At 65.1% G+C, this 24,497-nt stretch carries 17 protein-coding genes; 14 read left to right on the plus strand and 3 right to left on the minus strand.

The features are described from left to right. Positions 1–33: 33 nt before the first annotated feature. The gene (secA, locus tag HT136_RS04240; protein ID WP_214198164.1) at positions 34–2,772 is read left to right on the plus strand and encodes a preprotein translocase subunit SecA; all 2,739 of its coding nucleotides are present in this window, start codon (positions 34–36) and stop codon (positions 2,770–2,772) included. A 116-nt stretch (positions 2,773–2,888) separates the two neighbouring features. Here the strand turns inward: secA and HT136_RS04245 are convergent, their stop codons facing one another. Beyond that, positions 2,889–3,482 carry a hypothetical protein gene (locus HT136_RS04245; protein ID WP_214198166.1) on the minus strand — a complete coding sequence of 198 codons (594 nt, stop codon included), beginning with the start codon at positions 3,480–3,482 and terminating at the stop codon, positions 2,889–2,891. Between the two features lie 656 nt (positions 3,483–4,138). Between HT136_RS04245 and HT136_RS04250 the strand changes: the two genes are divergently transcribed. The 3 genes from HT136_RS04250 to HT136_RS04260 all read left to right on the plus strand — a co-directional run bounded on the left by HT136_RS04250 (position 4,139) and on the right by HT136_RS04260 (position 7,650). Beyond that, the gene (locus HT136_RS04250) at positions 4,139–5,122 is read left to right on the plus strand and encodes a sterol desaturase family protein (protein ID WP_214198168.1); all 984 of its coding nucleotides are present in this window, start codon (positions 4,139–4,141) and stop codon (positions 5,120–5,122) included. Between the two features lie 147 nt (positions 5,123–5,269). Then, the gene (locus HT136_RS04255; RefSeq protein ID WP_214198170.1) at positions 5,270–5,899 is read left to right on the plus strand and encodes a hypothetical protein; all 630 of its coding nucleotides are present in this window, start codon (positions 5,270–5,272) and stop codon (positions 5,897–5,899) included. 176 nt (positions 5,900–6,075) lie between these two features. Continuing rightward, a complete protein-coding gene (locus tag HT136_RS04260; protein WP_214198172.1) occupies positions 6,076–7,650 on the plus strand; it encodes a tetratricopeptide repeat-containing sulfotransferase family protein in 1,575 nt (524 codons plus the stop codon). Positions 7,651–7,759: 109 nt separating this feature from the next. On the opposite strand, the gene HT136_RS04265 is transcribed toward HT136_RS04260, so the two are convergent. Together HT136_RS04265 and HT136_RS04270 are read right to left on the minus strand one after the other, a co-directional pair. Next, positions 7,760–10,189 (minus strand): TonB-dependent receptor, encoded by a 2,430-nt coding sequence (locus HT136_RS04265; protein ID WP_246543327.1) that lies wholly within the window; start codon positions 10,187–10,189, stop codon positions 7,760–7,762. A gap of 216 nt (positions 10,190–10,405) precedes the next feature. After that, on the minus strand, positions 10,406–11,362 hold the full coding sequence (locus HT136_RS04270) for a sterol desaturase family protein (protein WP_214198176.1): 957 nt from the start codon (positions 11,360–11,362) through the stop codon (positions 10,406–10,408). Positions 11,363–11,863: 501 nt separating this feature from the next. Here HT136_RS04270 and HT136_RS04275 point away from each other — a divergent pair. The 10 genes from HT136_RS04275 (at position 11,864) to HT136_RS04320 (ending at position 23,585) form a co-directional block, all read left to right on the plus strand. Further along, the gene (locus HT136_RS04275) at positions 11,864–12,385 is read left to right on the plus strand and encodes a CopG family ribbon-helix-helix protein (protein ID WP_214198178.1); all 522 of its coding nucleotides are present in this window, start codon (positions 11,864–11,866) and stop codon (positions 12,383–12,385) included. A 136-nt stretch (positions 12,386–12,521) separates the two neighbouring features. After that, the gene (locus HT136_RS04280; protein WP_214198180.1) at positions 12,522–13,604 is read left to right on the plus strand and encodes a putative urea ABC transporter substrate-binding protein; all 1,083 of its coding nucleotides are present in this window, start codon (positions 12,522–12,524) and stop codon (positions 13,602–13,604) included. A gap of 58 nt (positions 13,605–13,662) precedes the next feature. Continuing rightward, positions 13,663–14,478 (plus strand): ABC transporter permease, encoded by an 816-nt coding sequence (locus HT136_RS04285; protein ID WP_214198182.1) that lies wholly within the window; start codon positions 13,663–13,665, stop codon positions 14,476–14,478. Further along, positions 14,475–15,242 (plus strand): ABC transporter ATP-binding protein, encoded by a 768-nt coding sequence (locus HT136_RS04290; RefSeq protein WP_214198184.1) that lies wholly within the window; start codon positions 14,475–14,477, stop codon positions 15,240–15,242. The genes HT136_RS04285 and HT136_RS04290 overlap by 4 nt, the downstream gene beginning before the upstream one ends. A 27-nt stretch (positions 15,243–15,269) precedes the next feature. Beyond that, on the plus strand, positions 15,270–15,749 hold the full coding sequence (locus HT136_RS04295) for a CopG family ribbon-helix-helix protein (RefSeq protein ID WP_214198186.1): 480 nt from the start codon (positions 15,270–15,272) through the stop codon (positions 15,747–15,749). Then, complete coding sequence (locus HT136_RS04300; RefSeq protein WP_214198188.1) at positions 15,746–16,570, plus strand: urea amidolyase associated protein UAAP1; 825 nt, start codon at positions 15,746–15,748, stop codon at positions 16,568–16,570. Before HT136_RS04295 ends, HT136_RS04300 begins: the two co-directional genes overlap by 4 nt. A gap of 14 nt (positions 16,571–16,584) precedes the next feature. Then, positions 16,585–17,220, plus strand: coding sequence for an urea amidolyase associated protein UAAP2 (locus HT136_RS04305; protein ID WP_214198190.1), 636 nt, complete (start codon positions 16,585–16,587; stop codon positions 17,218–17,220). Then, positions 17,217–20,813 carry an urea carboxylase gene (gene uca, locus HT136_RS04310; RefSeq protein WP_214198192.1) on the plus strand — a complete coding sequence of 1,199 codons (3,597 nt, stop codon included), beginning with the start codon at positions 17,217–17,219 and terminating at the stop codon, positions 20,811–20,813. The genes HT136_RS04305 and uca overlap by 4 nt, the downstream gene beginning before the upstream one ends. Beyond that, positions 20,810–22,579, plus strand: coding sequence for an allophanate hydrolase (atzF, locus tag HT136_RS04315; RefSeq protein WP_214198194.1), 1,770 nt, complete (start codon positions 20,810–20,812; stop codon positions 22,577–22,579). Before uca ends, atzF begins: the two co-directional genes overlap by 4 nt. A gap of 67 nt (positions 22,580–22,646) precedes the next feature. Next, entirely contained in the window at positions 22,647–23,585 is a 939-nt protein-coding gene (locus HT136_RS04320) for a Vgb family protein (protein WP_214198196.1), read from the plus strand. The last annotated feature ends 912 nt before the right edge of the window (positions 23,586–24,497 follow it).

Raw genomic sequence — 24,497 nt, forward strand, 5'->3', positions numbered from 1 at the left:
TTCTCGTATTCACGAAAAACAGGGATTCCCGCCATGCTCGGCGCACTCGTCAAGAACATCTTCGGCTCGTCCAACGAGCGCTACGTCAAGTCCGTCCGCAAGGTCGTCGAACAGATCAACGCCTTCGAGCCCGCCATCGAGGCGATGAGCGACGAGGAGCTCTCCGGCCAGACCGCCAAGTTCCGCGAGATGCTTGCCAGTGGTTCGACGCTCGACGACCTCCTGCCCGAAGCCTTCGCCACCGTGCGCGAAGCCTCCAAGCGCGTCTTCGGCATGCGCCACTTCGACGTGCAGATGATCGGCGGCATCGTGCTCCATCGCGGCGAGATCGCCGAAATGCGCACCGGTGAGGGCAAGACGCTGGTGGCGACGACCGCGACCTACTTGAACGCGCTCGAGGGGAAGGGCGTTCACGTCATTACGGTGAACGATTACCTCGCCAGCCGCGACGCGCAGGAAATGGGCCGCCTGCACAATTTCCTGGGCCTCACCATCGGCGTGATCGTCCCTAATCTTGACGAGTTCCAGCGCCGCGAGGCCTATGCGGCCGACATCACCTATGGCACGAACAACGAGTTCGGCTTCGACTACCTGCGCGACAACATGAAGCACGAGCGCAGCCAGATGGTGCAGCGCCCCTTCAACTTCGCGATCGTCGACGAAGTCGACTCGATCCTGATCGACGAGGCGCGCACGCCGCTGATCATCTCGGGTCCGACCGACGACAAGTCCGAGCTCTACATCGCGGTCGACGCGGTCGTGAAGCAGCTCGCCGAGGAGGACTACGAGAAGGACGAGAAGACCAAGAACATCTCGCTCACCGAGGACGGCGCCGAGAAGGTCGAGCGCATCCTCGAAGAGGCCGGGCTGCTGGTCGGCTCGAACCTCTACGACGTCGAGAACACGCAGGTCGTCCACCACCTCGACCAGGCCCTCAAGGCTGTCCAGATGTTCAAGCGCGACACCGACTACATCGTCAAGGACGGCAAGGTCGTCATCATCGACGAGTTCACCGGGCGCATGATGGACGGTCGGCGCTGGTCGAACGGGTTGCACCAGGCGGTCGAGGCCAAGGAAGGCGTCAACATCGAGCCCGAGAACCAGACGCTCGCCTCGATCACCTTCCAGAACTATTTCCGCATGTATCCCAAGCTTTCGGGCATGACCGGTACGGCGGCGACCGAGGCCGCGGAATTCTACGACATCTACAAGATGAACGTGGTGACTATTCCCACCAACAAGCCGATCATGCGGATCGACGAAGAGGACGAGTTCTACAAGAACACGCTCGACAAGTTCGCCGCCATCGCCAAGCTGATCCGCGAGAAGCACGAGATCGGCCAGCCGGTCCTCGTCGGTACGGTCTCGATCGAGAAGTCCGAATTGCTCTCGGACTTCCTCAACAAGGAAGGCGTCAAGCACTCGGTCCTCAACGCCCGCTTCCACGAGATGGAAGCGCATATCGTGGCGCAGGCGGGCCGCCTGGGCGCGGTGACGATCGCCACCAACATGGCCGGGCGCGGCACCGACATCCAGCTCGGTGGTAACGTCGAATTCCGCGTCGAGGCCGAACTCGCGGAAACTCCCGAGGGGCCCGAACGCGATGCCGCGATCGCCGCGATCAAGGACGAGGTCCGCGCCGAGAAGGACAAGGTTCTCGCCGCCGGCGGCCTGTGCGTCATCGGCACCGAGCGCCACGAGAGCCGCCGTATCGACAACCAGCTGCGTGGCCGCTCGGGCCGCCAGGGCGATCCCGGCCTTTCGAAGTTCTACCTCTGCCTCGAGGACGACCTCCTGCGCATCTTCGGGCCGGACACGCTGTTCGCCAAGATGATGAACTCCAACCTTGCCGATGGCGAGGCGATCGGTTCGAAGTGGCTGTCGAAGGCCATCGAGACCGCGCAGAAGAAGGTCGAGGCGCGCAACTACGAAGTGCGCAAGCAGGTCGTCGAATACGATGACGTGATGAACGACCAGCGCAAGGTCATCTACGAGCAGCGCTCGGACATCATGGACGCCGAGCTGCTCGACGACGTGGTCGTCGACATGCGCCTCGACACGGTCAACACACTGGTGGCCGAGGCCTGCCCGATGGGTACCTACCCCGAGCACTGGAACGTCGAAGGGCTCAAGGTCCGTGCGCGCGATATCCTTGGCGTCGAGGCGCCGGTCGAGGCGTGGATCGAGGAGGACGGCATCGACCCCGAAGGCGTCGAGGAGCGCCTCAGCGCACTCGCGGATGCGCACATGGCCGCGAAGATGGAGCAGGACGATCCGGCAATCTGGCGCCAGGTCGAGAAGTCGATCCTGCTCGACCGTCTCGATCACCACTGGAAGGACCACCTCGCCACGCTCGACGCGCTGCGCCAGGTCGTGTTCCTGCGCGCTTATGCGCAGAAGACCCCGATTAACGAATACAAGCAGGAAGCCTTCGGCCTGTTCGATTCGATGCTCGGCGCGATCCGCGAGGACGTGACGCGCATTCTTGCCAACAGCGAGTTGCGGATGCCCGAGCCGGTCGCTCTGCCCGAGCTTCCCGATTTCCTGACCGGGCACATCGATCCGCTGACCGGCCTCGACAATTCGAACGACGGCGACGGTTCGGCGCTCGATCCCGCGCTGTTCGGCTCCCTCGCGGGCAGCCCGCAGGCGACCGCCAGCCCGGGCGGCACCGGCGAGGATCCCTATGCCGGCATGAACATCAGCCGTAACGCGCTGTGCCCCTGCGGCTCGGGCAACAAGTACAAGCACTGCCACGGCGCGCTCGTCTGATCGGTCCGGTGCCTGCCGCTCTGCCAGCGCAGGGCAAGGTGGGGTGATTTGAAGCGAAAGGCCCGGTTCTCCATGAAGGAGAGCCGGGCCTTTCCGCTATCGGGGTGGGTGACGTCTCAGGCCCGAAGGTCGAGAAAGGTGCCGTGTGCGATGGTGAGCAGGTAGCTCGAGGCGTCCTCGAAGCCATAGGCGCTGGCGACAAAGGGGATCACCGGGGTGTCGGGCGCGGTGGTGTAGCTGACTTGCGTCTCGCTGGTGCCGTCGTCGAAGAGGACGAGTGTGGTCTTCACGCCGTTCGCGATCGTCTCCGAGCGTGAGACCTCGGATTTGCCCTTAGCCGCCGACGCATTCCCCGATCCCGCCGCGCGCGTCCCGTTCGCGCCCTGCCGCGCGGCGGTCACGATCCCGGCTTGCGCGGGCACGGCGTCTTCGGCCTCGGCCGTGTCCTGCTTGTCCGTTAGCCCGAGCGCCCGCTTGATCCGCGTGCCGTCGCTTTGACTCAGTGTCCCGGCCGCGACGTCGCTGTCGATGCGCGCGGCAAGTGCGGTGCGGAAGGCGTCGTTGTCGAGCGTGCGGCGGGCGATCGTGGTCACCTGCTGCTCCAGGTCCTGGATCTCGTCTTCCACGATGGCGACCCTGTGCGCCGCCAGGCCGCTGCCGCGCAGCAGGCTGCTGATCTCGGTCCCGGATACGACAGCGCTGATGCCCATGTCCCACTCCTTTTCCGTTGCTCGTTGCGATGATGGCAACGCAAAAACCTTGGAAAGTGGTGAGTAGGGGGCTCCGCACAGAACCTGATCGCAGCACCGGTGAAGCGCCTTTCCTCGCGGTGCCTCGCCCGCCTTCGGTCAAGGAGGCGCGCTGTGGTCACCCTTCAAACCGGCGCCGCGATGGAACTTACGCGGTTTCCCGGAGCCTACTCCCGCCATCAGGGCATCTGCGTGGAATTGCTCGCCCGCCCGAAAGAGCCATCGTGTTCGCACCTGCAACGAAGTGCGCGAAGGAGCATGGCACGGCCCCTGCCACGCTCCGTATTCGCCGCGTGCCGGAGCGGACGAGGGCTTGCGAAGCCTGTGCGCGATTCGCGCAGACGCCGCGAGCGGCGTCAGAATTGTGACAAATGGAGGGAACTTTTTGCTCCGACGCGTTCGAGGCTTGTTTTCGCCGTGAAGTGTGGGACACTGCCGATCGGGTGTTCGCGGCGCGGAAATGCGCGAAAACGCTGGCCTTGCAAGCGGCGCTTACCCCTCGGCTGGCTCTCCAGTGAGCAGATGCAATATACTGTAGACGCGGCCGGGAGTCCGTATTACCATCGAATGTATTAGTATTACTGACATGGGCGACTAATTATTACGAGGGCAGGCGTATGGACGGAGTTCGCGTAGGAAAAAGAGTGATCGGCGCCGACGCGCCCGTCACGATCGGGTGGGAGAATATCCCGCGCGTCGAAGGCAGTCGCTTCAAGGTTCTATTCTTTACCTGGTTCCAGCCGGCGGTTCTCTTCGGTCTCCTGGCGTTCTGGTACTATGCGCCCAACTCCATCGCCAAGGCCTCGACCGTCATCGGCATCGGCATCGGCTTCAAGGTCCTGCTGCTCACGCTCGAATGGTTCTTCCCGCGCCACGAGAGCTGGAACCTGACCTGGAAGGAACTGACGACCGACCTGTTCTACGTCGGCCTCGGCTACACCGTGCTGCGTCTGGTCGACAACTACATCGGCGACGGCGTGATGATCGAGGCGATCCAGCATGCCTTCGCCTGGGACAAGTTCACCTGGTTCACCGGCCTGCCGCTGCTTCTCCAGGCTTTCCTGATCGCCTTCATCTTCGATTTCGGCCAGTACTGGATGCACCGCGGGATGCACAACTGGTACCCGCTGTGGCTGAGCCACTCGGTGCACCACTACATCACGCAGCTCAACATCAACAAGGGCGCCGTCGGCAACCCGACCGAGCTGTTCCTGATCGGCCTGGGCATCGGCGGATTCTTCGACTTCCTGCCGCGCGCCGCGATCCTCGCCGGTGTCTTCGGCATGGCGGTCAGCACCTACCAGCACATCAACGTGCGCTTCAACACGCCGCGCTGGTGGCGCTTCGTGTTCAACACGACCGAGCACCACAGCCTGCACCATTCGCAGGACTACGAGGCCAGCCGCAGCAATTATTCGGGCACCTTCATCTTCATCGACCGCATCTTCGGCACTTGCGTCGACGGTGAGGCCGAACTGCTCGGCATGGAAGGCGGCCGGCGCATGTCGATCCGCGAGCAGATGACCTACACCTTCACCGAAGGCTGGAAGACGCTGAAGGAGCGCTTCGGGCGCACCGCGACGGCGGTCCCGGCCGAATAAACCCTAAACGGTAATGCCGCAGCACGTGCGACCCGTCTGCCATGCGGCAGACGGGACCGGCCCTCCGCGTGCCCGGCGCCGGCTATCTGACCCTCGCGCTGCGTCCCGAGCGGTCGACCAAGCTACTCTTTCAAAAAAGGCGATCACGTGACTGCGCGTTTCTTCGACTGGATCTGGCATATCAGGGGCAGCCTGGCACTTTCTCCCGAGCAGACGAGCGAGGATGCCTTCGCGCGGCTCGATCCGCTCTTTCGCGAAACCGGCACCAGCCATGAGCGGACTGGGGACACGCTGACCTTCCGCAAGAAGGATCCGGCCGCACAGGACAAGATGTCGGTCTTCGACGGCGGTGTCCTGCAGATCGAGCGCGACGCCGCCGGGCCAGTCCTGCGCTATCGCCTCAAGAGCCGCGCGCTCCTGTTTTGCTTTTTCGCGCCTCTGCTGTTCCTGGCCTTCGGCCAGCTGACGGTCGTCCTTGGCAAGATGGACACGCCGGCCAGCGAGGAGAAGGAAAAGGAGGGCAAGGACGCCAAGACGTCGCCCGAGGCGACGATGAACCCGATCGACAAGTGGCTCGGTGCACCCGAGCCGGAGAAGAAGGACGACAAGGATGCGGACAAGAAGGGCGACAAGAAGGAGGAGGCGAAGAACAAGCGCTTCTCGCCGACGTCCGCCTATGTCTTCGCCGGGATCTTTGCCGTGCTCTATCTGGTCGGGCGCGTGCTCGAGGCGCGTCTCGTGAGGGGGCTGTTTCGCCGCAGACTGGCGGGACTGTGACCGGCCGTACGTTCCTCCCACGGTTTGTGCGATGCGCGTTGTAAGCTGTGCACGCAGCGATTAGGCTCGCCATCTGCCCACATCTGCGGGACCGATATCGGCGGAGTTTTTAGTATCTTGTCCAGAGTGATCAGAGGGCGCCGCGCCAGTCGAAGCGACGCCCGAGCGGCCGGGAAATGAACGGGGAGGAGAGGGCGAGGGACGCTCTGGCCCGAGGCGACCTCGCAGGCGCAACCCTGGCCGCGAATGCGCTTGTCGAAGCCGCGCCACAGGCCGGCGCGGGCTACTTCCTGCAAGGGCTTGTTGCCGCCGAGGCCGGGCAGATCGCCCGTGCAGTGCCGCTTCTCGAAGCTGCCGTCGAACGCGAACCTTGCGCCGAATACCTCGCCCAACTGGCCCGTCTGCTGATTCTCCTGCGCCGCGAGGGCGAGGCAGGTGTGGCCGCGCGCCGCGCGCTCGCGCTCGCGCTCGCACCCGGCGATGCGCTGACCTGCGACACCATCGGATGCGTCCTGACCCGCCTCGGCGATCACGAAGCCGCACTCGTTCCCTTCGGGCAGGCGGTGGAGGCAGAGCCGGACAACCTGGAATTTCGGTATAACCTGGCCGCGGCCTGCGGTTTTACCGGCAAGGTGGACGAGGCCCGGGCAAACTACGAAGCGATCCTGGCCGCTGATCCGGGCCACGCGCGCGCGCATTACGCGCTGGCCATCCTCTCGCGTCAAAGTCCCTCGGCGAACCACGTGCCGCGCCTGAAAGCCGCACTCGGCGCATCGCGACGGCCCGACGATGCCCTGCGCATCCGCTATGCGCTCGCCAAGGAACTCGAGGATATGGGCGAGGCGCGCGAGGCCTTCGGTTACCTCAGCGATGCCAACGCCGCGCACAAGCAGGCCATCGGCTACGACTTCGGGCACGATGAAGCCATCTTCGACGCGCTGCGCGATCTCTTCGAAGGTGGGGCCGAGGATCTGGTGAGGGCTCCGGGAAACCCCGATGCCGCGCCGATCTTCGTCGTCGGCATGCCGCGCACCGGGACGACGCTGGTCGATCGCATCTTGTCCTCGCACCCGGAGGTCGCTTCGGCGGGCGAATTGCAGGCGATGCCGCTTGCGGTCAAGCAAGCTACGGGTACGCCGTCGCGCCGCGTGATCGACGCGCCGACCGTGCGGGCGAGCGGGGCGATCGATCCGGCGCTGATCGGCGAAGCTTACCTGGCACGTGCCGCGCACCAGCGGCCAAAGGACAGCCCGCGCTTTGTCGACAAGTTGCCGGCGAACTTCCTTTACGTTGGCCACATCGCGCGCAGCCTGCCCAACGCACGCATCGTGTGCCTGCGGCGCCACCCGATGGACACGGTGTGGAGCAACTTCAAGAACCTCTTCGCCAGCCAGTCGGCCTACTATGCCTATTCCTACGATCTCATGGACTGCGCGCGCTACTACCGCGCGTTTGATCGTCTGATGGACTTGTGGGAGCGCGTCTTCCCCGGGCGCGTGCTGCAACTGGGCTACGAGACGCTCGTGGCCGACCAGGAGGGGCAGACGCGCGCACTGCTGGCGCATTGTGCGCTTGACTGGGACCCTGCGTGCCTTGCCTTCCACGAGAACCGGGCGTCGGTGGCGACGCCGAGCGCCGCGCAAGTGCGCCGCAAGCTCAACGCCGATGCGGTCGGGCGCTGGAAGACCCACGCCGAGGGATTGGCCGAAGTCGCGGCCTATTTCCGCGCCGAGGGCATCGCCATCGACTAAGCGCACGCCATGGGGTGGTCCCGGCAACACGAAAGAGCGCGCAAACCTGGGGTTTGCGCGCTCTTTTCTTTAGGCGCTACGCCGGACCCCGAAGGGCCCGGCGCAGTGATCAGAAGCGGACGGTGCCCTGCAGGCCGATCGTGCGCGGCTGCGCGACCGAACGCCCGTAGTAACGCGAAACCACGCCATCGTTGATCAGCCCCGCACGGGTCAGGTCGCCGCTGACGCCGGTGACGGCATACGTGTCGAAGATGTTGGTTGCGTAGAGGCCGACGTCGTAGTGCTCGGTCTTGTAGGTGATGTTGGCCTGGTGCATCCAGTAGTCGGGCAGCGTTTCGCCCCCGGCGCGCGCGCCCACGCGGGTGAGGATGTTGCCGGTGTAGGCGGCGGTCCAACCAAACGCGAGTTCGTTCTCGCCCATCGGCAGCGTGTAGGTCGCGCCGATCGCGCCCTTGTTCTTGGCCGATCCGGGCAGGCGGTCGCCCGGTTCGGCGTCGACCATGCCGTCGTGGGTGGAGAGCAGCTCGGCCACGCCCTCGGTGAGGTGCGCGTCGAGGTAGGAGTAGTTGCCGCGGATCGACAGGCCCTCGATCGGGCGCGCCTCGAACGAGAAGTCGATGCCCTTCGAGACCGCCTTGCCGCCGTTGGCGGTGATGCCAATGGCGCCGTAATACGTCTGGCCTGCAAGCTGGATGCCGTCCCAGTCGATGTGGAAGGCCGAGAGGCTGAAGTTCAGCTTGTTGTCGAGAAGCTGGCCGCGCACGCCGATTTCGGCGTTCTTGGTCTTGTCGGGGCCGTATTCCAGTTCGTTGGGCAGGGCGCAGAGCGTCTGGCCATCCTGCGGTTGGCCGGCGTTGTACTTGTCGATCACGTCCTGGCTGCACGGCGCCACGCGGTTCACGCCGCCGATGCGGTAGCCGGTCGACCAGGTGCCGTAGACCATGAACTCGGGCGAGATGTTCCACGAAGCGTTGATCTTGTAGACGAGGCCGTCCTTCGAGGTCGAACCCGAGCGCGAGCTGTAGTCGTCGTCCCAGAGCGGGAGGTACGATCCACCGAGAACGTCGGCCGTATATTTGTAGTAACGCAGGCCGCCGGTGAGCTGGAGGTCGTCGGTGAAGTGGACCGAAGCCTCGCCGTAGAGGCCCTTTTCATCGTTCGAGCTGCGCACGAACGAAGAGTATTCATGCGCGTATTCCGGATCCGAATGGTCGGTGATGAACGAGGTGTCCCAGTTGTCGGGGTCGTTCGCCCATTCGGGGAAGCCGGGGACGTACTCGTCGTAGTTCGAGCGGTAGTGCTGGCGGTTCCAGAACGCGCCGGCCACGAAGCTGAGCGGCCCTTCGAAAGTCGAGACGAAGCGCAGCTCGTTGGTGAACTCGTATTCCTTCTGCTGGGACTTGTTGTAGCTCGAGAAGGCGGGGAACGCCTCGTAGCCATAGTCGAGGTCCAGCAGCAGGTCGGTGTTGTCGGCCTGGTACTTGGTCTTGCGCTGGGTATAGGCCGAGACGAACACGACGTTGAGCGCGTCCGCCACGTTGCCCTCGACTTCAAGGCTGAGCAGGTCGCCCACGCGCTTGGCCGGCTCGAGGTAACGCCAGGGGCTCTCGTACTTGCCTTCGCCCACGTAGCCGCCGCCGTTGGCCGACTGGCCTTCAGTCTTGGTTTCCTGGTGCGCGTAAGTGACGTAGGCCTTCAGGTTGTCGGCGTAGAAGGCAAGCTGGTTGCGCGTGGTGAAGGTGCGCTCGAAATTGGCGTCCTTGCGCGACTTGAAGTTCGCGGCCTTGTCGGCGTCCGTACCGAGCGGGTTGCTGGCGTCCCCGGGCTGGGGAAGCGAGACGCCCGGCTCCTGGAGCAGGTAGTTGTAGTCCATGTAGCCGGGGGTGAAGTAGTACCCGGTGACCGAGCGGAACGCGATGTGGTCCTGGACGATCGGGATGTTGACGACGCCGTAGCCGTTGTACCCGGTGTCCTTCGAGTGGGCCATGTCGAAGACCTGGCCGTGGCCTTCGAACGAGTACTTCGAGGCGTCGGGACGATTCGGCATGTTGCGCATCGCGCCCGCCAGCGTACCCAGACCATAGAGCGTGCCCTGGGGGCCGAGCAGCGTTTCGACGCGGTTGATGTCGATCAGCTTGAAGTCGTAGTACATCGGCACTTCGCCGAGGTACATGCCGACCGCCGAGTTGGAGTTGTTGCCGGCACTCGCATCGGTGTCGCTGGCCGAAAGGCCGCGCATGATGATCGTGCCCGCGCCGCGCGGGCCGGTGTCGAGGATCGTCACGCCCGGGGTGAAGGCCCCCAGGTTGCGCATGTCGTCGATGTGCTGTTCCTGCAGATCGGCGCCGCCGATGGCGCTGATGTTGATCGGCGTTTCCATGATCGTGGTGTCGCGGCGCGTGGCCGAGACGATGATCTCGCCGCTGCCCGAGGCGCCGGCCGGATCAGCGGCGTCGGCCGCTTCGTCAGCCAGAACCGGCGTGGCCAGTGCGATGCTCGAAAACATGGTGGCGGACAGAAGTCCCGCCCTGATATTCATCCGGTATGCCATACGCTACCCCCTTTATTTGGATGAAGTCTGCCCCTGGCCTTGCGACACCTCGCAAGGACCTGAGCCAATTTCTGCATTGAAAAACCTGTACGTGCGTCCTCTGCCCGCCGTGTCGGGGCTATCGTCGGTGCACGTGCGTCGTGTGTGTCATGAATTGCCCGAAGCCTGCGTCCCTGGTTTGCGGCTTCGGGGGCATTGCGCTGTTCAGCGGGCCGGGGTCCCCCGGTCGGTTTGGTTGGCGTGAAGACGGTCGATCAGCGGCTGGACCGGAAACAGGAACTGCTCCTTGATCGACAGTCGCTTGCGTTCATCCTGCCCGACCACGCTGGCCTCGCCTTCGCGGAACGTCCCGAAGATGCGGTCGAGCACGATCAGCGAGTTCGCGTAGTTGCAGCGCGTGGACTTGTAGTCGGTCGAATGGTGCAGGCTGTGGTGGCGGATCGTGGTGAAGAAGAAGGAATAGAAAAGCGGCGGATTCGAGCGCACGTTGGCGTGCGCGAAGCCCGAGATGACGCCCAGCGCGTTGATCGCGCAGAAGACGGCCGGCGTCGAGAGATCGAACAGCGACACGACACTCAGGCTGATCAGGAACAGCTCGACCGGATTGCCGACGTAGCCCTTGGCGGCGTTGAGCTGGGTGATGTGGTGGTGCGGCGCGTGGGTCAGCCAGAACGGGTGCACGTTGTGCATCAGTCGGTGCATCCAGTACTGCCCGAACTCGATCAGGAAGATGACGAGGGCGACTTGCGCCAGAAACGGGAGATGGAGCGCCCAGGGCGTGGAAAGGCCCATGCTCGCCTTGAGTGCCAGCAGCGGCTCTTCGGCCAGCGTGTTCGTGACCCAGGAAATGGCGGTATAGCTCAGCACCACGTAGAACAGGTCGGTCGCGAATTCGCGGGCGTTCATGCGCCAGTCGCGGTGGCGCTCGAAGCGCAGCTCGAGCAGCTGGATGAATGCGGTGGTCGCCGCGCCGGCGATGACGAGACTCCAGGGAGCCTGCGTCCAGCTTTCGGGGGCGAGCATCCAGAACAGGACGACGGCGGCGAGCGTGGCGACGGGCAGGAGATCGACGAGGGCCGCCGCAGGACTGCGCGTATCCCCTGCGAGCGGAGCGGGCTCCGAACGGGAGAGATCAGTGTCGCAGGCCGGCAAGTGATCCATAGAAAATCTCCTTATCGGGCCGAAAACGACCCAATGTTCCAGAAATTCTCTCCCGTGGCTTACCGCTCTGCCTGGCGATGAGACACACGGTATTGATATTACAGAATGCGTCAAGTGTATTAATTTGCCTTGCTCATGGTCACATCGATCCGGCTGAAAAAGAGAGAAAAGCTCGATTTTCCGGCATCTCGCGCAGTTTGCTATGGCGCTGGGACATTATTGCGCGCGGGACTCGCAAGTGGGGCGGGAACTTGCGGTGTGGCTGAAATGGTACTGATTCGTGGGGCCTGTGGCCAACCTGTTCGCGTGCGTTCCCGGGGCCGAGCACCTATCGCACGGCAAGGACCGGATGGGGCTATCCTCGGAGGCATCTCGCGGTAAGATGGGTTAGCCCGGCCGCGAAGCCCGGGCGGTCCTTCGTCCGGCCGTGATCCGGCTGTGCGGCGGTGCTGCACCTACAAAAGTGTTGTATCGGGGCGTTTTGCGAATAGTGGAGGGCTCATGAGCACCGAACCTGCCAGTCTCGCCCGGCTCAGCATGAGCCTTCCCGCCGAACTGTTCCGCCGATTGGACGTGATGGTCGAGGAGCGTGGACTGCCTTCGCGCTCACAGCTGATCGCCGAACTGATCCGTCACGCGCTCGCCGAACACGAGGCGCTGACGCGGCCTGAAGAGATGCTCGCGGGCACGATCACGCTGGTCTATCGTGGCGATCGCGGGCGGGTGCGCCAGCAACTGGCGGAAAGCCAGGCCGAGTACCTCAAGGAGGTGATCTCCTCGCAGCACGTCTTCCTCGAGGACGACCAGTCGCTCGAGGTTCTGCTGGTCCAGGGGCCCGCGATTCGCCTCAAGGGATTGTGCGATGCGCTGCGCGCGATTCGCGGGGTCACCCAGTTGCGCCTCGTCACCACGACGGCGCTGCTGCCCCCCTTGCACGAGCAGGAGGGGCTCGGCCGCGATGCCCTCGCAGCCGTCGGGTCGCCGCTCGGCAAGGAACGGGCGGGCAAGGATCCGGTCGCCTGAGTCAGTTGCGCGCCGGGCAGGGCCGGCACGTCTGCGGCTTCCGGTTACGTATTACAAAAATTTTGAAGAGTAATATTTTTCGGATGGACAAGCCCTGCGATTGTCGCAATGCTGCGATGCGAAAGGGGACTCAGTCATGTTCGTATCCGTCCGGAACGTCGCGAAGGTAGCATTGATGGCAGGGACGCTGCTTGCCGTTTCCTGCTCCGGACCTTCGAACGAGGCGCCCAAGCCCAAGAGCGAATTCAACATCGGCTGGTCGATCTACGCCGGCTGGATGCCCTGGCCCTATGCGCAGCAGGCCGGCATCGTCAAGAAATGGGCCGACAAGTACGGCATCAAGATCAACATCGTGCAGGTCAACGACTACGTCGAATCGGTGAACCAGTACACCGCCGGCAAGCTCGACGGGGTGACGGTCGCCAACATGGACGCGCTGACCATTCCCGCCGCGGGCGGCAAGGACACTAGCGCGATCATCGTGGGAGACTATTCGAACGGCAACGACGGCGTGATGCTCAAGGGATCGGACGATCTCAAGGCGATCAAGGGCCAGTCGGTCAACCTCGTCGAACTGTCGGTCTCGCATTACCTGCTGGCGCGCGCGCTTAATTCGGTGGGCATGAAGCTGACCGACGTGAAGACGGTCAACACTGCCGATGCGGACATTGTCGGCGCTTTCGCCAGCCCCGACGTCAAGGCGGCGGTCGCCTGGAATCCGCAGCTCTCGGTAATGAAGGGGCAGGCGGGCGCGCACGAAGTATTCAGCTCTGCCGACATTCCGGGTGAGATCCTCGACCTGCTCTGCGTCGACACCGCCACGCTCAAGGCCAATCCCAAGCTGGGCAAGGCGCTCGCGGGGATCTGGTACGAGACCGTCGCGCTGATGCAGCGCAAGGACGCCGAAGGGCAGAAGGCGCGCGCCGCGATGGCCAAGCTTGCAGGTGCGACGCCCGAGAACTTCGACAGCCAGCTCTCGACCACCTACCTCTATTCCGATCCCAAGGCGGCGGTCGCCGCTGCGGACTCGCCCAAGCTCGTCACCACCATGACGCTGGTGCGCGACTTCAGCTTCTCCAAGGGTCTGTTCAACGGGGCGACTTCGGCCGACGCGGTGGGCATGGCCTTCCCGGGCGGCAAGACGCTCGGCGATGCCCAGAACGTGACGCTGCGCTTCGACGACAGCTTCATGAAGATGGCGGCCGACGGAAAGCTCTGATCGTAGGAGCGCGACCGGCGCTTCCTGCGACCCGTTTCCTCTAGCTGATGGACTGCACATGCGCTGGGTAAATCGTCACGTTCGGCGAGGGGAGGGCGTGCTCCTCGGGGCACTTCCGATCCTGCTGGCCGTCCTCGCCTATCTTGTCGCCGCGGCGCAGCGCCATGCGCAGAACCCGGCGGACAAGATCCTGCCGCTGCCGGGCAAGATGGCGGACTCGATGGCCGCGCTGCTGTTCGACGCCGACCCGCTCTCCGGGCAACTGGTGTTCTGGGCGGATACGCTGGCGAGCCTCGAGCGCCTGGGTCTTGGCATCGGTATCGCGACGTTGATGGCACTTGTGGTCGGCCTCGCGCTCGGCGCCTTGCCGCCGGTGCGCGCGACCTTCGGGCCGCTTGTCACGGGCATCGCCGTCATTCCCCCGATCGCATTGCTGCCGATCCTGTTCATCGCGCTGGGGCTGGGCGAGACCGCCAAGGTCGCGTTGATCGTCATCGGCATTGCGCCGGTCATGATCCGCGACATCACCGCGCATGTCTCCAGCCTCCCGCGCGAGCAGATCATCAAGGCGCAGACGCTGGGGGCGAGCAGCTGGCAGGTGATCATCCGCGTCGCCTTGCCGCAGGCCATGCCACGCTTGTTCCACGCGGTGCGCCTGGCGCTGGGCCCGGCCTGGGTCTTCCTGATCTCGGCCGAGGCGATCGCGTCGGACGTCGGCCTTGGCTACCGCATCTTCCTGGTGCGCCGCTATCTCTCGATGGACGTGATCCTGCCCTATGTCGCCTGGATCGCGCTCCTTGCCATCGTCATGGATCTCGCGCTCACCTTCGTGAATCGCCGGATGTTCCCATGGGCCCATGGAGAAAGCCATTGAGCACGCTTCTCAGCCTTCGCAACGTCTGGGTCGAATACGGCGACCGGATCGTCATCGAGAAACTCAGCCTCGACATTGCCGCGCAGTCGTTCGTGTCGGTGGTCGGGCCCTCGGGGGCGGGCAAGAGCAGTTTCCTGCGCCTGATCCTGGGCCAGGAGGCGCCGAGCCAGGGCAGGATTCTGCTCGACGGGGAGCCGCTCACGCCTGAATGCGGGCCCGATCGCGGCGTCGTGTTCCAGCGCTACTCGGTGTTCCCGCATCTCTCGGTGCTGCGCAACACGATGTTCGGGCTCGAATGCCCCAAGGCGCCGTTTTCGGCACGCCTGTTCGGCTCGGCCCGCAAGGCCGCGCGCGAGGAGGCGGTGGCCATGCTCGAGGCGGTTGGCCTGGGGCACAGCCTCGATCTCTACCCCGCGCAGATGTCGGGCGGCATGCAGCAGCGCCTCGCGATCGCGCAGGCCCTGGTGATGCGCCCGCGCATCCTCCTGCTCGACGAGCCCTTCGGCGCGCTCGATCCGGGGATCCGCGCCGATATGCACGCGCTGATCACCAAGCTCTGGCGCGACTACCAGCTCACCATCGTGATGGTGACGCACGACATTCGCGAGGCCTTCTCGCTCGGCACCCGCGTCCTCACGCTCGACAAGCGTCGGCACGATCCCCACGCGCCGCACCGTTTCGGCGCGACCGTGGTCTACGACCTTCCGCTCGACAAGAAAGAACAACTGGCCCTTGCTGAACAGCGCAGTATTACTGTTGACTAGTTTGGTAATAACTGACAGGAGTCAGGCATGAGCTCCGAATCCGCGCCTCTGGCCAGGCTCAGCATGAGCCTTCCCGCCGAACTCTTCCGACAGCTCGACACCATGGTCGCCGAGCGCGCGCTTCCCTCGCGTTCGCAGCTGATTTCCGAGCTGATCCGCCACGCGCTGGCCGAACACGAGTCGCTCACTCGCCCCGACGAGATGCTCGCGGGCACGATCACGATCGTCTACCGGGCCGAGCGCGGACGGGTGCGCCACCAGCTCTCGCACACCCAGGCGAGCTACCTGAAGGAAGTGATTTCCTCGCAGCACGTCTTTCTCGAACACGACCAGTCGCTCGAGGTCCTGCTGGTGCAGGGCCCGGCGGTGCGCCTCAAGGAACTGTGCGACGCCATCCGGCGCATCCGCGGGATCCAGCAGCTCGAACTGGTCACCACCACATCTCTCCTTCCGCCCCTGCACAAGCAGGACATCGGATTCTACGCAAAGATCGGAGACAACGCATGACCGGGACACTCGCCAATCCTCTGGCCGCGCGCGACCACGCCCGCGGCATGGAAGGAACCGTCGTCGAGAGCATGCCGGTGCTTCCGCCGCGCGCCGACGATCTTCCCTCGGGCGTGTCCTCGGCCGACCTCCTGTGGGAGGAGACGATCGCGGCGGGCGGCTACGCCACGCGCCGTCTCGCCCGGGGTTCGCGCCTGCGCCTGATCGATCTCAAGGGCGATGCCTGCGCCTCACTGCTGGTGTTCAACGCCGAGATGCCGACCGAGCGTCTCAACGTCGCCGACACGGTCAAAGTCCAGTGGAACGCCTATCTCGAGACCGGGCGCCTGCTGCTTTCGGACATGGGCCGGGTGATGATGAGCCTCGTCGAGGACGAGGCCGGCACGCATGACTGTTTCGCGGGCACCTCGAACGCGGCCACCAACGCGGCCAAGTACGGCGAGGGCGCCAATAGCGGGGCCTGCCCCAACGGGCGCGACCGTTTTCTGCTTGGCGCGGCCAAGCATGGCCTGGGCCGGCGTGACGTGCATCCGTGCATCAATCTCTTCAAGGGTACCCGGATCGAGGAGGACGGGACGATCACCCCCGTCGTCGGTCCCTTCGATCCGGGCCGCCAGGTGGTGCTGCGCGCCGAGATGGACGTGATCCTGGTGATCGCGAACTGCCCCCACGTCCTCGATCCCCGGGACGAGTGGTCGGTGACCCCGCTGCGCGCCACCGCCTGGCGAGGCGCCGTCACCAGCGAGAGCGATGCCGTGCGCACCGCGACGCCCGAAGGCCTGCGCGCCTTCCTCAATGTCGAAGACTACTTCCGTCGCTGAAAGGACCGGCCGTCATGACTGCAGACCCCTACCTGGCTGACCTCCCCGGCGCCGTCGTCCACGACGAGATCGTTCCGGCGCGCGCGCCCTGGCTCCACCACATCGCGGCGGGACAGACGCTGCGCATCGTCGATCTGGAAGGCAACCAAGCCGTCGACTTCCTGCTCTATGCCGAGGCTGACGACGCCGAGCGCTACAGCGCGCAGGACACCGTCGCCGCGCAGGGCAACCTGTTCCTGCGCGCGGGCACCGTGCTGCGATCGAACGAAGGCAATCCGATGATGACCATTGCGGCCACCTCGGTCGCCTACCACGACACGATCGGTGGCGCTTGTTCGTGCGAATCCAATACCTTGCGTTATGGACATCACACCAAGTCGCAACACGCCTGCGTTGAGAACTTCCTCGAGGCGAACCTTCTGGAAGGGCGTTCGAAGCGTGACATCGTCTCGAACATCAACTTCTTCATGAACGTGCCGGTCGAGGACGACGGCTCGCTCGGCATCGTCGATGGCATTTCGGCGCCGGGCCTGACGGTCGATCTCAAGGCCGAGATGGACGTGATCGTGGTCGTCTCGAACTGCCCGCAGATCAACAACCCGTGCAACGGGTTCAATCCCACTCCGGTACGGATGATCGTTTCGGCATGAGCTTCGACACTGTCCTGATCGCGAACAGGGGCGCGATCGCCACCCGCATCATCCGCACGCTGCGACGCATGGGCCTGCGTTCGGTCGCGGTCTATTCCGAGGCCGACGAGAACTCGCTGCACGTTTCCGAAGCCGACGAGGCCGTCTGCATCGGCGGCGCGCGCCCGTCCGAGAGCTATCTCAACATCGCCGCGATCATCGATGCGGCGAAGAAGACTGGCGCCGGGGCGATCCATCCAGGCTACGGTTTCCTGTCGGAGAACCTCGAGTTCGCCAGGGCTTGCGCCGATGCCGGGATCGTCTTCGTCGGGCCCACGCCCGAGAACATCTCGACCTTCGGCCTCAAGCACTCGGCGCGCGCGCTTGCCGCCGCGCACGAGGTGCCGCTGGCGCCCGGCACGGACCTCCTCACCGACGAGGAAGAGGCGGTCAAGGCCGCTGCCGCGATCGGCTACCCGGTGATGCTCAAGGCCACTGCCGGCGGCGGCGGCATCGGCATGCGCGTGTGCGAGGACGAAGCCGACGTACGCGAGGGCTTCGCCGCCGTGAAGCGCCAGGGCATGGCGAGCTTCGGCGACGCGGGCGTGTTCCTCGAGAGCTTCATCCGCCGCGCGCGCCACATCGAGGTGCAGCTTTTCGGCGATGGCGAGGGCTGCGTCGTGGCGCTCGGCGAGCGCGACTGCTCGCTCCAGCGCCGCAACCAGAAGGTGGTCGAGGAAAGCCCCGCGCCGTGCCTGCCAGAGGCGGTGCGCGCGGAGCTGATCGCCTCGGCCATTCGGCTGGGCCAGGCCGCCAACTACCGCTCGGCGGGCACCGTGGAGTTCCTCTACGATGCCGACAAGGAGCAGTTCTTCTTCCTCGAGATGAACACCCGTCTCCAGGTCGAGCACGGGGTGACCGAGGAAGTCTTCGGGATCGACCTTGTCGAATGGATGATCCGTGGCGGGGCGGGCGACTACGCCTTCCTGGGCGAAGCGATCCCCGCACCGCAGGGCCATTCGATCCAGCTGCGCCTCTACGCCGAGGATCCCTCGCTCGACTACCGCCCGACCACGGGCGTGCTCACCAACGTCGCGTTCCCCGAAGGCATCCGCGTCGAGACCTGGGTCGCAGGCGGCAGCGAGATCACCGCCTGGTACGACCCGATGCTGGCCAAGCTCATCGTCCACGCGCCCTCGCGCGAAGAGGCGGTGGCGGCGGTCCAGCAGGTGGCCGATACCGCGCGGATCGACGGCATCGAGACCAACTTGCGCTGGCTGCGCGCGGTCACCCGTTCGGACGAATTCGTGACCGGCGCGGTCTCCACCCGCGTGCTGGACACCATTCCCTATCGCCCGCACGCCTTTCGCGTCGTCAGCGGCGGCACGGCGACGACCGTGCAGGACTGGCCAGGCCGGCAGAAGTACTGGGCCGTGGGCGTGCCGCCTTCGGGCCCGATGGACGACCAGTCGTTTCGTCTGGGCAACCGGTTGCTCGGCAATCCCGAGGGCATGGTCGGCCTCGAGGTTACCCATACCGGCCCGACGCTGAACTTCGTCTCGGGCGCCACGGTGTGCCTGATGGGCGCCGAGTTCGGCGCGACGCTCGATGGCGTTCCGGTCGAACGCGGGGTGCCCTTCGGCGTCGCGGCGGGACAGACGCTCACGCTTGGTCGCGCCAAGGGCGGTGGCATGCGCGGCTACATTCTCTTCGCGGGCGGGCTCGACGTGGCGCCGTACCTGGGCAGTTGCAGCACCTTCGAGCTTGGCCAGTTCGGCGGGCCGACCGCACGGCGCCTGCTCGCGGGCGACACGCTGCACCTTGGTGAAGCGCCGACCGGCAAGGCGCTCCCTGCGCTCGACGTGCCCGAAGTTTCGACCGAGTGGACCTTGCGCGTGCTCTACGGGCCGCACGGTGCGCCTGATTTCTTCACCGACGAGGACGTTGCGACGATCGTCGCGGCCGAGTGGCAGATCCACTACAACTCGAACCGCACCGGCGTGCGCCTGATCGGCCCCAAGCCGCACTGGGCGCGCACCGACGGCGGCGAGGCGGGGCTTCACCCCTCGAACATCCACGACAACCCCTACGCCATCGGCGCGGTCGACTTCACCGGCGACATGCCGATCATCCTGGGCCCCGACGGGCCTTCGCTCGGCGGCTTCGTGTGCCCCTTCGTGGTGATCGCGGCGGATCGCTGGAAGATTGGCCAGCTCACGCCCGGAGACCGCCTGCGCTTCGCCCCCGTATCGATGGAGGACGCCAAGGCGGCCGACGCCGCGCAGCGCCGCTTCGTCGAGACCGGCATCGCGCCCGAGGCTACCCCGGCCCGTGCCCTCGAAAGCCTGAGCCCGATCCTTTCGGTCATCCCCGAGGGGCCCGGCAATCCGCGCGCGGTCTATCGCCAGCAGGGCGATCGCAACATCCTCGTCGAATATGGCGACATCGTCCTCGACATCGAGCTGCGCATCCGCGTCCATGCACTGATGACCGAGCTGGAACGCCTTGCGCTGCCCGGCGTGATCGACATCGTGCCAGGCATCCGTTCGCTGCAGTTCCACTTCGATGGCGCGGTGATGACGCAGGACCAGGCGCTTTCGGTTCTCATGCAAGCCGAGGAGCGTCTGGGCGACCTCGAGGACTTCTCGATCCCCTCGCGCGTCGTCCACCTGCCGCTCAGCTGGCGCGATCCGGCGACGCTGGAAACCATCCGCAAGTACATGAGCGTGGTGCGCGACGATGCGCCCTGGTGCCCGGACAACATCGAGTTCATCCGTCGCATCAACGGCCTCACCGATGTCGACGCGGTCGAAAGCCTGATCTTCGATGCCAACTACGTGGTGTTCGGCCTCGGCGACGTCTACCTTGGCGCGCCGGTGGCGACGCCCTTCGATCCGCGCCATCGCCTGGTCACCACCAAGTACAATCCGGCGCGCACCTGGACCCCGCCCAACGTGGTCGGCATCGGCGGCGCCTACATGTGCATCTATGGCATGGAAGGGCCGGGCGGCTATCAGCTCTTCGGGCGTACCATCCAGGTGTGGAACACCTATCGCCAGACCGACGCCTTCGTCGAGGGCAAGCCCTGGCTCTTGCGCTTCTTCGACCAGATCCGCTTCTACCCGGTGAGCCCGGAAGAGCTGGTCGAATGGCGCCGCGACTTCCCGAGCGGGCGCCGGTCGATCCGCATCGAACCTTCCGAATTTCGTTTAGCTGATTACCGCAAGTTCCTGGCAGACAACGCGGAATCGATTTCGGAATTCGAGGCGCGCCGCAAGGAAGCCTTCGCCGAGGAGCGTGCCGAATGGCAGCGCCGGGGCGAATTCGATCGCCAGACCGAGCCCGACGATGCCGAGATCGTCGAGGAGGGCGTGATCGACGTGCCCGACGGCGCCGATCTCATCGAGGCGCCCTACGGCGGCATCGTCTCGCAGCTTCTCGTCTCGCCCGGTGACGAGGTGACTGCGGGCGACCGCATCGCGGTGATCGAGGCGATGAAGATGGAAGCCCCTGTCGAAAGCCCGGTCACCGGCACGATCGCGGCGCTCTACATGCAGGAGGGCAAGTCGTTGCAACCCGGAAGTCCCATGCTCGCGCTCACGAGGCGCGCATGACCGGGCTCGATCGCCGCAGCGTCGCGGCCATCGCCAAGGCTGTGAACAGCGGGACGACCACCGCGCTTGCCGTAGCCGAGGAAACCCTTGCAAGGGCCGAGGCCTACGACGCCGTCCAGCCGCAGGTCTGGATCAGCCGTGCGTCGCGCGAGGACTTCCTTGCGGCCGCGCGCGCTGTCGACGCGCGTATCGCGGCGGGCGAGACCCTGCCGCTGGCGGGCGTGCCTTATGCCGCCAAGGACAACATCGATGTCGCGGGCATGACCACGACGGCGGGGTGCCCGGCCTTCGCCTACGATCCCGAAGGTTCGGCCGACGTGATCGAGCGGCTTTCGGCGGCAGGCGCGGTCTGCCTTGGCAAGACCAACCTCGACCAGTTCGCGACCGGGCTCAACGGGTCGCGCAGCCCCTACGGCATTCCGCGCAATGCCTATAACCTCGCCTATGTGAGCGGAGGGTCGAGTTCGGGTTCCTCGGTGGTCGTGGCGGCGGGGGTCGTCCCCTTCGCGCTGGGCACCGATACCGCCGGCTCGGGTCGCGTTCCGGCCGCGTTCAACCATCTGATCGGCTTCAAGCCCACCAAGGGCCGCTGGAGCACGCGCGGGCTGGTACCGGCCTGCCGCACGCTCGATTGCATCACCGTCTTTACCGACGACACCGCCGACGCGCGCCTGCTCGACGGGGTGATCGCCGGGTTCGATGCGGGTGATCCCTATTCCAAGCCGCTGGCCGACCGGCCGCGCGCGGTGAAGCGCATCGGCGTGCCGCGCCGCGACCAGCGCCAGTTCTTCGGCGATGCGGCTTCGGAATACTTCTACGACAAGGCGCTCGAGGTGCTGGCGGGACAGGGCGAGATCGTCGAGATCGACTATGCCCCTCTCCAGGAGGCCGCGCTGCTGCTTTACGGCGGGCCCTGGGTGGCCGAACGTACGGCGGCAATCGAGGACCTGCTGCTCTCCAACCCCGAGGCGGTCGACCCGACCGTGCGCGAGGTGGTTGAGCAGGGGCTGCCGGTCACGGCGGTCGATCTTTTCCACGGCATCTACCGCCTGGCCGACCTCAAGCGCCACGCCGACCTGCTCTGGGAGGACATCGACATGATGGTCTTCCCGACAGCGGGCACGACCTACCGCGTCGCCGAGATGCTGGCCTCGCCCGTTGCGCTCAACAGCAACCTTGGCGCCTACACCAATTTCGTGAACCTGCTCGACATGGCCGCCCTGGCGGTGCCCGCCGGGATCCGCGCCAACGGGACCGGCTTCGGGATTACCCTCATCGGGCCTGCCGATACCGACCGCGCGCTGCTCGATGCGGCCGATGCCTATTTGTCCGCAGCGGCGCTCGCGCCGGTGCCACCACTCGATCTGGAGGGAAGAATGGAAACCGTGAAACTGGCCGTCGTTGGCGCGCACCTCAAGGACATGCCGCTCCACTGGCAGCTGACCTCGCGCAACGCGACGTTCGTGGGCGCCTTCGAGACCGCGCCGAGCTACCGCCTCTACGCGCTCGCCAATAGCACCCCGCCCAAGCCCGCACTCGTCTTCGAAGAGGGCGGCGCAAGCATCCCTGTCGAGGTCTACGAACTGGGCGCGGCCGAGTTCGGCAGCTTCGTCGCCGAAGTGCCCGCGCCGCTCGCGATCGGTACGGTGACGCTGGCCGACGGTACCAGCGTCAAGGGCTTCGTCTCCGAGCCGCGCGCGACGATCGGCGCAAGCGACATCACCGCGCTCGGCGGCTGGCGCAACTACATCGCCAGCCTCGCCTGATCCCGGGAACGTCCGGTACCATTTCTCTTCGGGTCGCACATACCGAAGATGCCAGAGGGGGACCTTGATGAACACGTACAAGCGGATGTTGGCGGCTACGGTCGCCGGACTTGCCACTCTCTCGACGCCGGCGTTGGCCGAAGGCGAGCAGGTCATCAAGGTCCCCGGCTTCGCCGACTTCCTTGCAGTCGACGGCGATACGGTCTGGACCACCAACCGGGGCCGGGTCGAGCAGTGGTCGCACGTCAAGAAGCTGGCCGAAGTGCCGCTCGGGCATCCGTGCGGCGCCATGAGCATCGCGGCGGGATCGTTGTGGGTGGCCGATTGCGGCGCGGGCACGGTCAACCGGATCGACATTGCGAGCGGCAAGCTTGTCGCCGCGATCTACACCGGGATCGCCAACCCGAAGGGTGAATTGAACGTCGCAGCCGGCGGCGGTTCGGTCTGGGTGGCGAACAACCCCAATGGGGAAGTCGCGCGCATCGATCCTGCCACCAATACCATTATGGCGCGCATCACGGTCGATCCGGGTACCTGGTACCTCGCATTCGGCCTGGGCAAGCTCTGGGCGGTCAGCGCCGACCAGCAGAGCCTCCAGCGCATCGATCCCGCGACGAACACGGTGACGGGGCGCACGGCGCTCGGCAAGACGCCGGGCTTCCTGGCGGCGGGCGAGGGCGCGGTCTGGGTGCAGGAGCAGGGCGACGGCACCTTGGCGCGCGTCGATCCCGAGAGCGTGACGGTGACCACCCGCATCAAGGTGGGGGACAACCTCAAGTGGGGCGATATCGACACCGGTGACGGCAAGGTCTGGTTGCGCACCACCGACGACCAGGTCTTCGCTGTCATCGACGCGGCGACCAACGCGATTTCGGCGCGCTGGGGCAAGGCTGCGGGCAGTGGCGCGTTGCGCTTCACACCCGAGGGCGTGTGGACCACGGCGCACGACGAGCACACCTTGAGCTGGTGGCCTCGCGCGCTCCTCCAGAACCCGCCTGGGAACTGATCTGAAGCTCCGCGCAGCGCGAGACGCGTTCTGCCTCGCCACATGGCCCTTGCGGCCTTCCAGCGGCGTCTGGGAGGCCGTTTGCCTTTGCGAGGCTTCAGGGATGTTGAGACGGGGCCGACAAGGCCTGACGCGCACGCCTGTCACGGCGCTGCGAACGTGCCTTAATCTTGCGGGTCCCCCAGAGGGAAAGCACCTAGCGATTTCAGGTTTGGAGCAAGGAGGGGGCGGTAAGTCCCTCGTTTCATTCCATTCCCTTGGGCTGAAGCCCGATGGAAGGAAGTGGCTCCGAGTAGGATTATAACTAAAATTTTGTATTATATTGAAATATAGTATAAAAATTTACAAATTTTTATCAATGAAATGACGGGTTCCCCCGAAAATTCCCTCACTAGGGGGCGGAAAGGGGCGAATGCCGCTGGATGACGACACGCCGGGCAAAATTTTCAGCCATGCCATCTTTTGTCCGCGATGCGCCGTGTTTGGACCGGCTACTCGCGGCATCTCGTCGAACCATCGATTGTGTTGCGTCCCGGGCTCTTGGCTCCGTGGTAAGCATCATCGGAGGCATCAATGGCAAATTCAATCGGTTTGGACGGGTCAAAAAAGACCAGGGCGATCTGCGTGGTCGATACCGAAGGGCGGCGGGTTTGGAGAGGAAGCTGGCCAACTGATCACGCTTCGATTTCGAAGCTCATCTCCAGCTATGGTAGTGCTGACGCGACGCTAGGCGTCGAAACTGGAGCGATCACACCATAGCTTGTGCACGACCTGCGTGCCAGCCAGGGCTGGGATGGAAGCCTGCTCCTCAGCGCATCGTTGCGCGCGCGAGGAGGGGGGCAGGCTTTGCATATCAGTATCGGCGATGACTGATTTAATTGCATCCACCGTATCGGAAAGCATGGTCGTTTA

Source organism: Novosphingobium profundi (assembly GCF_018491765.1).
Taxonomy (GTDB): Bacteria; Pseudomonadota; Alphaproteobacteria; order Sphingomonadales; family Sphingomonadaceae; genus Novosphingobium; species Novosphingobium profundi.